This window comes from Streptococcus constellatus, from assembly GCF_902167705.1.
GTDB classification, from domain to species: domain Bacteria; phylum Bacillota; class Bacilli; order Lactobacillales; family Streptococcaceae; genus Streptococcus; species Streptococcus constellatus_A.
Map to the genome: position 1 here is coordinate 189379 of NZ_CABHMZ010000007.1, position 14955 is coordinate 204333.

Genomic DNA, 14955 nt, shown 5'->3' on the forward strand with positions numbered 1-14955 from the left:
AACAAGACTAAAAACTATTTGTTAAATTCCCTTGACAAATCTTCTAATCTATTTTATACTTAATGCAATTAAATACAACTTTAATCATGTCCTGTGAGGCATAAAAGTAATCGTTAAAATGGATTAGTGCGCTAATCTACTATTTTACTGTAAACTTTTGGCTCAGGATTTCCTGAGCTTTTTGATTTTTAAGGCTGTATTCAATTAATAAATGTAGTCTGTGAGCTACGATTAAGGAGAATGTGCATGTCTTTAGACAAAAATAATAAGCGAGCATTAGTTGCTGCGATTGTTGCATCAGGAACAGACGACTTAAATGTCATGTTCTTAGCTTTTTCGATGTCGTCTATCATTTCAGAATTGGGCGTTACAGGAGCCCAAGGGGGCTGGATTGCGACGATTACCAATCTAGGAATGTTGGTCGGTGGTTTGATCTTTGGTATACTGGCTGACCGCTATCACAAGTTCAAAGTCTTTAAATGGACGATTGTTATTTTTTCATTAGCGACAGGGCTGATTTACTTTACGTAAAACATTTATTATCTCTATCTCATGCGTTTCATTGCTGGGATAGGTGTTGGCGGAGAGTATGGAGTTGCCATTGCTATCATGGCAGGAATTGTTCCTATTGGAAAAATGGGACGCATTTCATCTCTAAACGGAATTGCAGGTCAAATCGGTTCCATTACTTCAGCGCTTTTAGCAGGTTGGTTGGCACCGGCACTTGGCTGGAAAGGTCTATTCCTCTTTGGCCTTGCCCCTATTGCTTTGGTTTTGTGGATGATGCTAGTGATTGACGATGATCATATCCGAGATAATGGCAATGTGAAATTAAAAGCAGAAGGACGCCAGTCTGTTAAAATGAGTGAATTGTTTAAAACACCAGCTCTAACAGCTCAGACGGTAGCACTGATGGTCATGACGACGGTGCAAATTGCTGGGTATTTTGGTATGATGAACTGGCTTCCGACCATTATCCAAACAAGCCTGCATATTTCTGTAAAAGATTCCTCACTTTGGATGGTCTCAACGATTTTGGGAATGTGTCTGGGAATGCTCACCTTCGGTCAAATCCTTGATAAATGGGGACCAAGATTTGTTTATTCAATCTTTCTTTTAGCTTCTTCCATGTGTGTTTACCTCTTCCAATTTGCTAATTCAATGCCAGCCATGATTGTCGGTGGTGCGATTGTCGGCTTCTTTGTAAACGGTATGTTTGCTGGTTATGGCGCGATGATTACGAGATTGTATCCAGCTCACATTCGCTCCACAGCTAATAATGTCATCTTAAATGTCGGACGTGCAATTGGAGGCTTTTCATCTGTGATTATTGGGAAAATTTTAGATTTTTCAAGTGTCTCAATGGTCATGATTTTCCTAGCAAGCCTTTATTTGATTAGCTTTGCTGCCTTATGGACGATTAAGAACTTAAAAGCAGAACGTTACTCACAATTAGGAGAAGAATTGGTTGTAAAAGAAGCGTAATATATCAAGTTTTAATGAAAGTCTGTCCAATTGAAGTGACAGGCTTTTTGCATTTCATGGTATAATGAAATCAGGCAAATACAGGAGGAAACGGGATGAATTTTAAACAGCTGTCTTATTTTCAGGATATTATTCGTACAGGAAGTTTTACAGAAGCAGCAGAAGAAAATTTTATTTCGCAATCACCTATGTCCCAGCAGATGAAATCATTAGAGGAGGAGTTGGGAGTTACTCTTTTTGAACGAAAAAATCGAGGATTTCATTTAACGAGAGCTGGAAAATTTTTTTATCAAAAAAGTCAACATTTGTTGGAAGATTATCATGATCTGGTTGCAGATACGCAACTTTTGACAGGAGAACAGCCTGTCTCTATGCGAATTGGTGTGCTGTGGGGGATGTCAGAAAGTGTATTTCCACAGATTTTAGCTGAATTCAAAGAGCGTTTTCCAAGTGTTCAACTGGAAATCACAGTGGGAAGTCATGAAGAAATTGGTCTTGCTTTGCGTCAGCAAAAGTTGGATGTGACGATTAGTGACCAGCGGAAAGCTTTTTCAGAGAATTATGCCAATATTCCTTTGACCTCTTTTCCACTTTATATCAGAACTGGGCAAGATCACCCCTTGTTACAATCAACATCTGTTCGCTTGAATGATTTGCAGGCTTATCCAGCCTTATTATTAGCCATTAAGGGGCAAGAAAGACTAGAGTCAGATTATTATCGAGATAATCTTGGTTTTAAGTCTGAATTTCACTTCGTTTTTTCGCACGAAGAAGCAGCACTTCAGCTAATGGTTTCTCATGCTTATTTTCCCTTTAAAAAAATGTATGAGAAACCAGCTTCTCTCCCATATTGTGAACTTCCTCTTTTAAATGATGACAAACAGCCAATAGAGCGTGATTATTTTCTCTTTTATCACTTAGAGCACGCTCATCCTTACATAGAGGATTTTTTAGATATTGCTAGGAAATATTTCAGATAAGTTTTGCTTATCTGAGTTTTTCTATAATTTAGATTGATTTGCAATAAATAAAGCAGTACAATAACAATATAAAGAAGAAAGCGAGGAGAAATATCATGGATAGCGATAATGAAATCTCTTTTCCAGATTTGATGGGCTTATCTGAAACAGACCCAGAGTTTGTTACGCTTTTTAAACAATTTGCCTTTCAGGAGGTGCCAAGAGACCTTCCCTTTTCATTAGATAAAAGGCGATATTACTTAGCGATTTTAGCAGTGTTGGTCGGAAGTCAAGGATTTGAGCTTTACAAAGAAGTTCTCCCAATTGCTTTGAACAATGGGGTAAAAGCTGTGGAAGTCAAAGAATTGCTGTATCAAGCAGTCGCTTATTTAGGGCTTAGTCGTGTCTATTCCTTTATAACAATGACAAATACGATTTTTACCAATCAAGGAATGTCACTTCCTTTGGCTAGTCAAAAAAATCCGAAAAATCAAACTCGCTTAGAAGCCGGTGAAGCAGCACAAATTGCAATTTTTGGCAATCAAATGAAGGATTTTGCAACAAAAGGCGAGCCAGATGTACGCCATATCAACAAATGGTTGGTAGATAATTGTTTTTGTGATTATTATACTCGTTTTGGGCTTGATTACACAGAGCGTGAATTGTTGACATTCTGTTATCTTTATTCTCAAGGAGGCTGTGAACCGCAGTTGAAGGGACATATTGCAGCCAATCTTCGCTTGGGAAATGATAAAACGTTGTTAATTGCAGTCATCTCTGTCTGTATCCCTTATATCGGTTATCCACGTACTCTCAATGCACTTAGCTGTATCAACGAAGTTGCAAATGCACAACAGTAAATTTATCACAAAGGAAGTAGAAAAATGAAATATCAAACAAAAGAAGCCTTTGATAAGGCAAATCATTTCGGACTTGGCACATCAAATGATGCTTATGCTCAATACTTTATCGGTCAATCTTATCTAAATGCCGTTGGTGCAACAAAAGATGGTGTGATTGCCCTTCATAATGTTACCTTTGAGCCTAGTTGTCGAAATAATTGGCATATTCATCATGCTAGCAAGGGCGGTGGACAGATTTTGATTTGTACGGCTGGTGAAGGCTGGTATCAAGAAGAAGGCAAAGAAGCCGTTAGTTTATCTGAAGGTTCTGTAATCGTTATTCCGGCTAATGTAAAACATTGGCATGGCGCTAAGAAAGATTCTTGGTTCAGTCATATAGCGATTGGTGTTCCAGGAGAAGATTTGTCAAATGAATGGTGTGAAGCTGTTTCAGACGAAGAATATAATCAATTGAAGGATTAGAAGAAACAATCATTTCAAGAGTAAGTATTGCGGATTTGATTGTTCGTATCATAAAAGAACCGTCTTTACACAGCTACGCTAGTCTAGGCATTTCAAAGCCAGGAACGGATGGCGACAGACCGATGTATTAAAGAAAACAGCACAAACCGAGAGTGAAAAAGTTTGTGCTGTTTTTAATTGTGAGCTTTCAGACTATTCTATCTATGAAATATAGTTCGCCCGCTAGGCAGAAAGACGAAAATTGTAGAAAAAACTCCCACCGCAGTACAATAAAAGGATTCAAGCCTATTGTAAAGCGATGGGAGAAAATATAACATAAAAATTTCATTGTTTATCACACATAAGAGTGGAACAGATGATTATGGTTTACTTATCAAATTGAACTTCTTCTAACAGGTACTCAATGAATTTATCCCCCATTTTAGACAAGCTAGCTTTTTCGTGTTTAATATAAACCAGCTCAATAGGGTCATCAATATCTAGCGGAATGGAAACAATATTGTCACCGTTGAGATTGCTGTTGAGAATACCAGTTGCGATAGTGTAACCGTCAAGACCAATCAAAAGATTGAAAAGGGTTGCTCGGTCACTGACAACGATGGATTTTTTATGGTGTTCTTGGGATAGGATTTCTTCTGAAAAGTAAAAGGAATTGTGGGTTCCTTGATCGTAGCTGAGGTAAGGAAAATCTTCTAAGTCTGATAATTGAACCAATTTTTTCTTGGCTAGAGGATTGCTCTTGCTAACAAAAATATGGGGCTGTGCAGTAAAGAGATGAGTGGCAAGCAAGTGATTGTCATCTAGCATTTTAGAGAGGACATCGCGGTTGTAGCTGTTGAGAAAAAGAACACCAATTTCACTACGGAAATTTTTGACGTCATCAATGATTTCCCAAGTTCGCGTTTCACGCAAGAAAAGCTCATACTTTTCCATGTCACTCTTCTTGAGCAGAGATACGAAAGCATTGACCACAAAGGCGTAGTGTTGGGAGGAAACGCTGAAAAGTTCTCGGTTTGCAACGGGATTTTTATAACGTTCTTCCAGTAGCTGGGTTTGCTCTACCACCTGACGGGCATAGGAGAGAAATTCCATGCCGTCCTTAGTTAGGGTAATGCCTTTGGGATTTCGGATAAAAATCTCAATCCCCATTTCATTTTCCAAATCACGTACAGCATTAGACAGACTGGGCTGGGTGATAAACAACTGTTTGGCAGCTTCGTTCATACTGCCAGTTTCGACGATTTTGATAATATAATGTAATTGCTGAATTCTCATGAATCTATTTTATCATATTAGCATTGACAAAACACTTTTGAAGTTGTAAAATATGTTAAATTTAACCTTTAAGAAAGTCCAGCGAGACTTCCAAGGTTTCAGTTGAAAGAAGAGTGAGAAATTCTGCTCTCTATTTTCGTGAAACCTTGCGTGTATATGCAGGGTCTTTTTTAATAAAGAAATGAGGTAGAGATGGTAAATAGCTCGTGTAAGACAAGATTTGGAAAAATCGTGATGGAGAAAATGACGATTATAGACCAAGAGGAAATTGCTCCGCGAATTTTTACTATGAATTTGCAAGGAGAAATGGTTAGTCAAATGAAGGCTGGTCAGTTTCTGCATATTCGAGTTCCAGATGATGCGAAACTTTTACGACGTCCTATTTCGATTTCGGAGATTAACAGAGAACAGAAAATCTGTCGGATTATTTACAGGATAGAAGGAGCGGGCACGGAAATTTTCTCTCAACTGCAAAAGGGGTTTCAGTTAGATGTCATGGGACCTCAAGGCAATGGTTTTGATTTATCTGGTTTGGACGTTGGTGATACAGCTCTTATAATTGGAGGAGGGATTGGGGTTCCGCCCTTGCTACAAGTAGCAAAAGAATTACACAGCAAAGGAGTCAAGGTCACTTCAGTTCTTGGATTTGCAACAAAATCTGCTGTTATTTTGGAAGAAGAGATGAAAAAATACGGTCGTGTCATTGTAACAACAGATGACGGTTCTTATGGTCGCAAAGGCTATGTTTCCTCTGTTGTGAATGAGTTGCCAGAAAGTTTTACAGCGGTTTATGCTTGCGGCGCTCCCGGTATGCTCAAATATGTTGATGAAACATTTCGTAGCCATCCGCGAGCTTACATTTCTATGGAGTCACGAATGGCTTGTGGAATGGGTGCTTGCTATGCTTGTGTACTTCATGTGGCTGGTGAGGCTCAATCAGTCAATAAACGCGTTTGTGAAGACGGTCCCGTTTTTGAGACTGGTACAGTTTTGGTGTAGGAGGTTAGCATGTCGAAAAATCGTTTAGCAGTTTCTCTTCCAGGATTGGAACTGAAAAATCCAATTATTCCAGCTTCGGGTTGTTTTGGTTTTGGTCAGGAATATGCCAAATATTATGCTCTGGATGTGCTTGGTTCGATAATGATTAAAGCAAGCACGCAGAATCCTCGTTTTGGCAATCCGACACCGCGCGTGGCGGAAACACCAGCCGGTATGCTTAATGCTATTGGCTTACAAAATCCTGGCGTAGATGTGGTGTTAGCAGAAAAACTTCCTTGGCTGGCTCAACATTATCCTAATCTGCCGATTATTGCTAATGTTGCTGGATTTTCCAATGAAGAGTATGCTTTTGTTGCAGGAAAAATTTCGCAAGCACCAAACGTCAAGGCGATTGAACTCAATATTTCTTGCCCTAATGTGGATCATGGCAATGGAGGATTATTGATTGGGCAGGTGCCAGATTTGGCGTATGAGGCTGCGAAGGCAGCAGTAGATGTGTCGGAAGTGCCGGTCTATGTAAAATTGACACCTAGTGTAGCAGATATTACGCAGATAGCTAAGGCAGTTGAAGCTGCTGGAATTTCTGGCTTTACTATGATTAACACTTTAGTTGGCATGCGGTTTGATTTAAAAAGCAGAAAACCCATTATTGCAAATGGAACGGGCGGTATGTCAGGACCAGCTGTTTTTCCAGTTGCCTTGAAGTTAATTCGTCAAGTAGCCCAATCTAGCGACTTGCCCATTATTGGCATGGGTGGAGTAGACTCAGCAGAAGCTGCCATTGAAATGTTTATTGCTGGAGCATCCGCTATTGGTGTTGGTACGGCAAACTTTACCGATCCGTATGCTTGTCCTAATATCATTGAGAACCTGCCTAAAGTCATGGATAAGTATGGCATTGAGAGTTTGGAAAGTCTGCGAGCAGAAGTCAAGGAAAATTTGCTTTAGTTTGATTTTTTGCTTGACAAGAGACAAAGTAAATTATAAAATAAATGAAATAAAACCTTTAAAGAAGTCCAGAGAGGCTCCAAGGCACATACGGTTTAAAATGGCAATAAAATGCTGATTTTCGTGTAACCTTGCTCTCAGGCAAGGTTTTTCTTTATGAGTATTACCAGTAAAAATAAGGAGATTATCCCTCATGCGTGAAGAACGTCCTATTATTGCCCTAGACTTTCCATCCTTTGATGATGTCAAGGAGTTTTTGGAGCATTTTCCAGAAGACGAAAAGCTTTATGTAAAAATTGGTATGGAATTTTTCTATGCCATTGGTCCGGAAATTGTGCATTATCTGAAAGGTTTGGGACACAGCATTTTCCTAGATTTGAAATTGCACGACATTCCAAATACAGTTCGTTCAGCTATGTCAGTTTTGGGTACTTTTGGGATTGATATGGTGACGGTTCATGCTGCTGGTGGTGTAGAGATGATGCGTGAAGCTAAAAAAGTTCTTGGAGACAAGGCCAAACTGGTAGCCGTTACTCAGTTGACCTCCACTAGTGAAGAGGATATGCGCGACTGTCAAAATATCCAAACAACAGTACAGGAATCTGTAGTCAATTATGCTCGCAAGGCTAAGGAGGCTGGACTGGATGGCGTAGTTTGTTCGGCTTTGGAAGTAGAGTTGATTAAAGAAGCGACGGCAGACGATTTTCTTTGTGTAACGCCAGGTATTCGACCATCTGGTTCTGAAATCGGGGATCAAAAACGGGTTATGACGCCGCAAGAAGCGCATCAGATTGGCAGTAATTATATTGTAGTCGGACGTCCTATCATTCAGGCTGAAAATCCTTGGGATGCTTACCACGAAATTAAAAGACAGTGGAACAGTTAAGAAGACAAATAAAATATGATTTTGTGTCTTTCTGCATAGATTGCTAAATCTTGGAAATTTATAGACTATCTTGCTGATTTCTAAAAATTACGATAGCGAATGATGTGTATGAATGAAATCATATAGAATTATAAAAAGAATCATATCAAAAGGAGAAATCATGACTTTAGCAAAAGATATTGCCCGTGACTTATTGAAAATTGAGGCTGTTTACTTGAAACCGAAAGAACCTTTCACTTGGGCTAGTGGTATTAAGTCTCCAATTTATACAGACAATCGTGTGACCTTGGCCTATCCAGAAACGCGAACGTTGATTGAAAATGGTTTTGTAGAGAAAATCAAGGCTGAATTTCCAGAAGTAGAAGTGATTGCTGGAACAGCGACAGCGGGTATTCCTCATGGTGCTATTATTGCAGACAAGATGAATCTGCCCTTTGCCTATATTCGTAGCAAACCTAAAGATCATGGGGCTGGAAATCAGATTGAAGGTCGGGTAAAATCAGGTCAAAAAATGGTCGTGGTTGAGGATTTGATTTCAACTGGTGGTTCTGTTTTGGATGCCGTTGCAGCAGCGAAGCGGGAAGGTGCAGATGTCATTGGAGTAGTGGCTATTTTCACTTACGAATTACCTAGAGCAGAAAAGAATTTTTCAGATGCAGGCGTGAAACTAGTGACCTTATCTAACTATACTGAATTGATCAATCTGGCAGAACAAGAAGGCTATGTTTCAGCAGAAGGTTTGGCTCTACTTGAGAAATTTAAACATGACCAAGAAAATTGGCAGGAATAAGGACAATGAATCTGGTAGAACATAAGTAGGAATTATCCGCAAGCAGAAATTTGGGCGCATCCAGATGAATTTTCAGATTTATATGATTTGACCTTGAGAGGAGTCAAGCAAGCGACAAGTTCTTGGTTTGAAGAGTATGAAAAAGAAAAGGAATCATTACCTAAAGTTGGGGAAGTCTCCATTATGCTAGATAGAATGGATAATCCTAGTCGTGCCTTGGTCATGGTGATAAAAGAAGTTCTTGTCCGTCCCTTTCATCAAGTGACAGCAGAAGAAGCTTTTTTAGAAGGGGAAGGCAATCGCAGTTTGAGAGATTGGCAGACTATTTTTAGTGATTATTGGCGTAAAACCTTGCCAGAAGAAGGATTAGAATTTTCGGAGTCTGTTTTGGTTGTTACAGAAATTTTTACTGTTTTAGAAGATTATCTTTTAGATAATGAAGAAAACGGACGTAGCACGTAATTAGACGTTAAGCAGCAATCTGATGATTGTTGTTTTTTAAATAGCGAAATAAATTAGATTTTGATATAATGGTCCTATGCTAAAAATGTACTCTTTTTTCTTTGGAATCTTGCAAAAAATCATGTTAATTGTGGGCTTGCATTGGTTTTTTACTGCGATTATTCATCTAGGGACAATTTCTAGTCTGGCTTTGATTGGAGTGGCGATACTAGCGTTTCTGGCTTATCGTTATTTAGGAAATGTAAAAAAATGCTACCACTACCTGATGAAGCACAAAGTTGCTATTATGATAGCGGTTATTGTATTTCAGTTAGCAATGCTTTTGTCTGCTCAGTTGTTGATTCGGCGAGATGCAGCAGTTGTTTTTAACGGTGCTTTTAAATATTTAAAAGAATCTTCTATTTCTAGTTATTTGACACGCAATCCGAATAATCTGTTTCTCTTTTTGTACGAGCGCTTTTTTTATAATATCTTTGGAAGTTCAGCTTTATGGATTTTGCAAGGGTTAAATATGTTTTATGCCGACATAACAGCTCTCATTTTGTACAAGGGAATGAAAAAACATGTGAGCAAGTCTGCTGCTGATATGACATTTAGTTTGTATGTCTTGCTAGTTGGCTTTTCACCTTATTTTTATTCGATGTACACGGATATATGGCCTCTTCCGCTCATCGCTTTACAAACATTCTTGCTTTTTGATTTATTTGGACTTCAATGGCAGGATAAAAGGGTACTCTTCATAAAGACAATTGGATTGGGCTTGATAAGTGGTCTTGCAGTTCTGATTCGACCAACTGTGTTGATTGTCATTATGGCAGGTTTTATGTTGCTGTTTTTCAAAAAGGAATGGAAGAAATTTATCCTAATCTTTTTCACCTTTCTCTTATCGTTTAGCATGATTTCTCTCGGCGGGAACTATTTGAAAGCGACACAAACAGAAGTGACACTGATACAAGGGAATGGATTAGCGAAAAGTCCCTTGCTCTTTATCGACTTAGGGTTGACCTTTATTGGACACGATCAAGAAGACATGAAAGAGGGCTTGCTTCAATACATTGATGTAGATCAGCGAGAACAGTATAATAATGGAATGTTCAAGCAAGAAAATGTCAAAAAAGAAATCAAGCGGCGTTTAAAAGAATATTCGTTTTTAGGATTTCTCAGTCATCTTTACTATAAGCATTCATTAACTGTTTCAGAGGGAACTCTGGGTTGGTTATATCGAGATGTGGAATATGAGAAAACGCCCTATATCTCACCACTTTATCCTTATACAAAACAGAATCCTGTGACGCAGTTTATCAGAACCTATTTTCTAAGTGTGGATAAGAGTGAGTATCGCTATTATGAGACTGTGAAGCAGGTTGTTTGGATTGTGATGAGTCTGGGACTTGTTTTTGCCTTGTGGAAATATTGTGCAAATGATAAATTGAATTGTGTCAGTCTTGCAGTTTTTGGAGGCTTGTTGTTTTTGCTTATTTTTGAAGGTGGAAAGACGCGGTATTTGATACAATTTTTACCCCAAATTATCATATTGTCTGCGTTAGGTTTGACTGAATATTTACCGAATTGGTTAAAAAGTAAGAAAGGAGAAAAGGTAGAATGAGAAAATCGTTTTACACTTGGTTGATGACGGAGCGCAATCCCAAAAGCAAAGCGCCTAAGGCAATACTCGCCGATTTAGTTTTTCATGAACCGACTTTTCCTAAGCATACGGATGATTTTGATGAAGTCAGTCGCTATTTAGAAGAACATGCTGATTTTTCCTTTAATCTCAGCGACTTTGATGCGATTTGGGAAGAATATCAGGCTCATTAGTTCAGGAAAAGATAGAATTTTCCAAGTTACTTTGCTATAATATAGTAAATAATGTGAAGAAAGAGGTTCTTTGTTTGCAAGAACATTCAGTAGAAATTACCCTACAGCATCCAGACGATACTTTTCATCTTTTTGGTTCCAATGAACGCCACTTACGTTTAATGGAACAGGAGTTGCAGGTAACCATTCATGCAAGGACGGAGATTGTCCAGATTATCGGTAGCGAAGCAGCTTGTGAGGAGACTCGTCAGGTTATTCAAGCTCTGCTAGTCTTAGTCAACCGTGGAATGACAGTTGGAACACCAGATGTAGTGACAGCTATTACAATGGTCAAAAATGGTGAAATTGATAAGTTTGTGGCTCTGTATGAGGAAGAAATTATCAAAGATTCTTATGGCAAGCCCATTCGTGTCAAGACCTTAGGTCAGAAAATCTATGTCGATAGCATTAAGAATCATGATGTTGTCTTTGGGATTGGACCAGCAGGGACAGGAAAAACCTTTCTTGCGGTGACCTTGGCAGTGACAGCACTCAAACGCGGTCAGGTCAAGCGGATTATTTTGACCCGTCCTGCAGTAGAAGCGGGCGAGAGTCTGGGATTTTTACCAGGGGATCTAAAGGAAAAGGTAGATCCTTATCTGCGGCCAGTTTACGATGCATTGTATCAGATTTTAGGTAAGGATCAAACAACGCGTCTTATGGAGCGAGAAATCATTGAGATAGCTCCTTTGGCTTATATGCGTGGACGAACATTGGATGATGCCTTTGTCATCTTAGATGAAGCGCAAAATACGACTATTATGCAGATGAAGATGTTTCTGACTCGACTTGGTTTTAATTCCAAGATGATTGTCAATGGGGATATTAGCCAGATTGACTTGCCAAAGAATAGTAAATCAGGTCTCATTGATGCGACAGAGAAATTGAAGAATATCAAGCAGATTGATTTTGTTTACTTATCAGCCAAGGACGTTGTTCGTCATCCTGTGGTTGCAGAGATTATCCAAGCCTATGAACATTCTACAGAAGTGGTGCATAGTCATTTTTCTAAAGAAGAAAATTCTAGTTTAGTTAGTCACGAAATCGTCAGCGAGTCAGCCAAGGAGTCAGAAGATGATGAAGGGCTATCTCTTAGTTAATCTGGACAAGTTGCACACGACTGATCTTGGATAAGTACGTCTGCAAAAAAATCTGCTTTTGAGAGAGGAAAATCCAGTTGTATGGGCTAAAGGTTTTATCCAAAGATCTGAGACAACGATTAGTCACAATAGAAAGAACTTCTATGTGGCTGATGATGACCATATTTTGTTGACCATCAGTGCATCATCCTATACCATCATTACAGGACACAGAAAGTAAGAATTTAAAAAAAGATGATTGCTCAACTATCTAAGCATTATAGCTGTAGAATACTAACTGAAAAGGATATTCCAAGTATTTTATCTTTATATGAAAGCAATCCTCTGTATTTTCAGCATTGTCCACCAGAGCCAAATTTGGCAAGTGTAAAAGAGGATATGCTCCGTCTACCTGAGGGGAAAGCCAAGTCTGATAAATTTTATGTTGGCTTTTGGAATAATTCTAACCTTGTGGCTGTTATGGATTTTGTCTATGCATATCCTGATGAGGAGACTGTTTTTATTGGTTTGTTTATGGTTGATCAGGCCTATCAGGGAAAGGGAACTGGCGGTCAGATTGTGACAGAAGCGTTAGCTTATTTTGCTAAGAACTTTCGAAAAGCACGTTTAGCTTATGTCAAGGGGAATCTTCAATCTCAGCATTTTTGGGAAAAGCAGAGCTTTAAACCAATTGGATACGAGGTTAAGCAAGCACTCTATACGATTGTTATCGTTGAACGGAGCTTAGGAGGATAGAAATGGCATCAAGTAAAAACTATTTGGAATTTGTTTTGGAGCAATTATCGAGATTAGATGATGTGACTTACCGTGCTATGATGGGGGAGTATATTCTTTACTTCCGTGGCAAGATTATTGGCGGCATTTATGATAATCGCTTTTTAGTTAAACCCGTGCAAGCAGTCTTAGATAAGATTGACCAACCTTCGTTTGAGTGTCCATACGAAGGTGCTAAAGAAATGATTTTAGTGGAAGACCTTGATAATAAGGTGTTTCTAGAAGACTTGATTTTAGCTATGTATGATCAACTGCCAACGCCCAAACCTAAAAAGAAAAAGTAAATGTGAACAAAGCAACAAAGAAGCCTGCTATGGGCTTTTTTGTTATGGCTAAAAAAGGTAACCAATTTACCAAATATAGCTCCGAATTTAAATGACAGGCAGCGGAAGATTACTTTAGTGGATAAAAAGGGGGAATGCGTTTTTTATCTTATCAAAGTTTCAAAAGCTAAAAACATTTTGTTTGATGACTTGGAAGAGCTTGTTGATAGTCTTTAGCTTAGCGTTGGGGTATGGGAGCTCAAGAACGATGTTAATGTTGTTTTGGTCTTTCAAAAAGTCCATAATCTCCAGTAGAAGTACTCTTTGTATGAATTTTATAGCACTTTTATTGTTGTGTTTCGTGAAATAGTCTTAATTACTTTTCTCATAGTAAAAATAAATCAAAGGGTGACAATCTGTCAAGAAAACTTCCTTAAAGGATATAGTTTTTTTAACTGATTTGAAGTATAATAGTAATTGTAGTATAATATCAATATTTGTGCTATTAGCTTATAAAAAATTAGAAAAAGGAGAAATTTATTATGAAGACAAAGAAGTGGATAATTTTCTTTTTATCTTTATTCACGGTCTTTACTGTTATAGGTTTCTGGAACGTCCAGCGAGTGTCTGCTGCTGATGTTACAAGTAAGGGCACATTTCGATAACCTGAAAATAACCATTGCCTCTACAGGTGATGACTCAATCGGATGGCATAATGAAACCACAACCGAAGTGGCTTTGAAATTTTCGGGTGACTTCTCATTTTCTGGAGTACCGGTGAACGAGATTAAGCCAGGAGATTACTTTATCGTAAAAGCTCCTGACAATTTGAATTTGGAAGATAGAACTATGGATTTAATCGATACAAATTCAAATACAAAGATGGGAACTGTGAAGGTAGAAAAGGACAAACATCAGCTGCTTTTCACTTTTAATGAAGCAGTCAAAGATAAGCAAAATATCCGAGGGAACTTTGTTGCAACTGCAAAAGAAACAGTTACAAAAGAAGAAAAGAAAGTTACCTATAAGATACCAGGTGGTAAAACACAGGAAATAACCTTTAAGACGAGACCATTTAATGTGGCTCCTGTTGAAGGTGAGCTGATTTATAAAGGTGGTTGGAACCACGGAAGCCTTCCTCAAATCGGATGGAACATGCGTATTAACCGTTCAAAACAAAATATGGATGGTCATGCTGTTAAGATTAAAGATAATCTCAGTCTGGGGGCATTTGCGACTTATATAGAGTCTACCTTTGATCTATGGGAAGTAGAATACATTTCGACAAATACCAATGAACCTGGTGTCAAAAACCAAATCAAACAGTATAGAGTGACTACTGATCCAGAGGAGTATAAAAAGGATACGGACAATTCGGCCTTGCTGACTTTTACCAATGGTAAACGTAGTTATGAATTGCTCATGCCGACCAATATGGGGAACAAGAGCTTTTTGCTAGAGTACCGTACCACTTCACCGGCAGATACTTCAGAGGTGAAAAACTCCGCTCAGTACTGGATTGATAACGAACCGCAATTAACTTGGAAAAAATGGGGTGAAAAGGTCAATGAAAGTAAAGAGTACTCATTGACAATGAAGTCTGTTAAATCTGCGGGTGCCACAGTTACTGCCGATATTGCTGGTAAGATCAAAATCACTAAATTCGATGAAGCTGATGCAGGTGTTAAGTTGGCAGGCGTTGTCTTTGAAATTCTACGAAAAAGTGATAGGTCTAAAGTTCAGGAAGTAACAACTGATGAAAATGGTATTGCTCTTACAAAGGCTCTTTCTGATGGGAAGTACATTGTAAAAGAGAAGTCACCAAAATCAGG

Annotated in this window: 16 protein-coding genes and 1 pseudogene; 16 read left to right on the top strand and 1 reads right to left on the bottom strand. The window is 38.6% G+C overall.

Annotation, left to right across the window (positions count from 1 at the left end; all coding sequences use genetic code 11):
* Positions 1 to 246: 246 nt before the first annotated feature.
* The 4 genes and pseudogenes from FQ204_RS02810 to FQ204_RS02825 all read left to right on the top strand — a co-directional run bounded on the left by FQ204_RS02810 (position 247) and on the right by FQ204_RS02825 (position 3769).
* Positions 247 to 1485: pseudogene (locus tag FQ204_RS02810) on the top strand (MFS transporter).
* A 95-nt stretch (positions 1486 to 1580) separates the two neighbouring features.
* Positions 1581 to 2465, top strand: coding sequence for a LysR family transcriptional regulator (locus FQ204_RS02815; RefSeq protein ID WP_144208374.1), 885 nt, complete (start codon positions 1581 to 1583; stop codon positions 2463 to 2465).
* 95 nt (positions 2466 to 2560) lie between these two features.
* A complete protein-coding gene (locus FQ204_RS02820; RefSeq protein ID WP_144208377.1) occupies positions 2561 to 3304 on the top strand; it encodes a carboxymuconolactone decarboxylase family protein in 744 nt (247 codons plus the stop codon).
* Between the two features lie 24 nt (positions 3305 to 3328).
* Positions 3329 to 3769, top strand: a complete 441-nt coding sequence (locus tag FQ204_RS02825; RefSeq protein WP_144208381.1) for a cupin domain-containing protein — start codon at positions 3329 to 3331, stop codon at positions 3767 to 3769.
* A 366-nt stretch (positions 3770 to 4135) separates the two neighbouring features.
* Here the strand turns inward: FQ204_RS02825 and FQ204_RS02830 are convergent, their stop codons facing one another.
* A complete protein-coding gene (locus tag FQ204_RS02830; protein ID WP_144208384.1) occupies positions 4136 to 5044 on the bottom strand; it encodes a LysR family transcriptional regulator in 909 nt (302 codons plus the stop codon).
* A gap of 192 nt (positions 5045 to 5236) precedes the next feature.
* Here FQ204_RS02830 and FQ204_RS02835 point away from each other — a divergent pair, with 192 nt between their 5' ends.
* The 12 genes from FQ204_RS02835 to FQ204_RS02890 all read left to right on the top strand — a co-directional run.
* Positions 5237 to 6043, top strand: coding sequence for a dihydroorotate dehydrogenase electron transfer subunit (locus FQ204_RS02835; RefSeq protein WP_144208387.1), 807 nt, complete (start codon positions 5237 to 5239; stop codon positions 6041 to 6043).
* Between the two features lie 9 nt (positions 6044 to 6052).
* Positions 6053 to 6991, top strand: a complete 939-nt coding sequence (locus FQ204_RS02840; RefSeq protein ID WP_144208390.1) for a dihydroorotate dehydrogenase — start codon at positions 6053 to 6055, stop codon at positions 6989 to 6991.
* A gap of 193 nt (positions 6992 to 7184) precedes the next feature.
* Positions 7185 to 7877, top strand: coding sequence for an orotidine-5'-phosphate decarboxylase (pyrF, locus tag FQ204_RS02845; RefSeq protein ID WP_144208393.1), 693 nt, complete (start codon positions 7185 to 7187; stop codon positions 7875 to 7877).
* A gap of 160 nt (positions 7878 to 8037) precedes the next feature.
* The gene (gene pyrE / locus FQ204_RS02850; protein WP_144208396.1) at positions 8038 to 8667 is read left to right on the top strand and encodes an orotate phosphoribosyltransferase; all 630 of its coding nucleotides are present in this window, start codon (positions 8038 to 8040) and stop codon (positions 8665 to 8667) included.
* 93 nt (positions 8668 to 8760) lie between these two features.
* Positions 8761 to 9129, top strand: coding sequence for an ASCH domain-containing protein (locus FQ204_RS02855; RefSeq protein WP_260843540.1), 369 nt, complete (start codon positions 8761 to 8763; stop codon positions 9127 to 9129).
* A 76-nt stretch (positions 9130 to 9205) separates the two neighbouring features.
* Positions 9206 to 10735 carry a hypothetical protein gene (locus FQ204_RS02860; protein WP_186286759.1) on the top strand — a complete coding sequence of 510 codons (1530 nt, stop codon included), beginning with the start codon at positions 9206 to 9208 and terminating at the stop codon, positions 10733 to 10735.
* Entirely contained in the window at positions 10732 to 10947 is a 216-nt protein-coding gene (locus FQ204_RS02865) for a YozE family protein (protein WP_003028019.1), read from the top strand. The genes FQ204_RS02860 and FQ204_RS02865 overlap by 4 nt, the downstream gene beginning before the upstream one ends.
* Positions 10948 to 11021: 74 nt before the next feature.
* Positions 11022 to 12086, top strand: coding sequence for a PhoH family protein (locus tag FQ204_RS02870; RefSeq protein ID WP_144208399.1), 1065 nt, complete (start codon positions 11022 to 11024; stop codon positions 12084 to 12086).
* A 58-nt stretch (positions 12087 to 12144) separates the two neighbouring features.
* Positions 12145 to 12306, top strand: coding sequence for a DUF3781 domain-containing protein (locus FQ204_RS02875; protein WP_260843541.1), 162 nt, complete (start codon positions 12145 to 12147; stop codon positions 12304 to 12306).
* A 14-nt stretch (positions 12307 to 12320) separates the two neighbouring features.
* Complete coding sequence (locus FQ204_RS02880) at positions 12321 to 12821, top strand: GNAT family N-acetyltransferase (RefSeq protein WP_144208401.1); 501 nt, start codon at positions 12321 to 12323, stop codon at positions 12819 to 12821.
* A gap of 2 nt (positions 12822 to 12823) precedes the next feature.
* Positions 12824 to 13144: a TfoX/Sxy family protein gene (locus FQ204_RS02885; RefSeq protein WP_144208404.1), complete on the top strand. Its 321-nt coding sequence runs from the start codon at positions 12824 to 12826 to the stop codon at positions 13142 to 13144.
* 615 nt (positions 13145 to 13759) lie between these two features.
* Positions 13760 to 14955: Ig-like domain-containing protein (locus tag FQ204_RS02890; protein WP_260843542.1), on the top strand; the 1196-nt coding region annotated here is incomplete at its 3' end.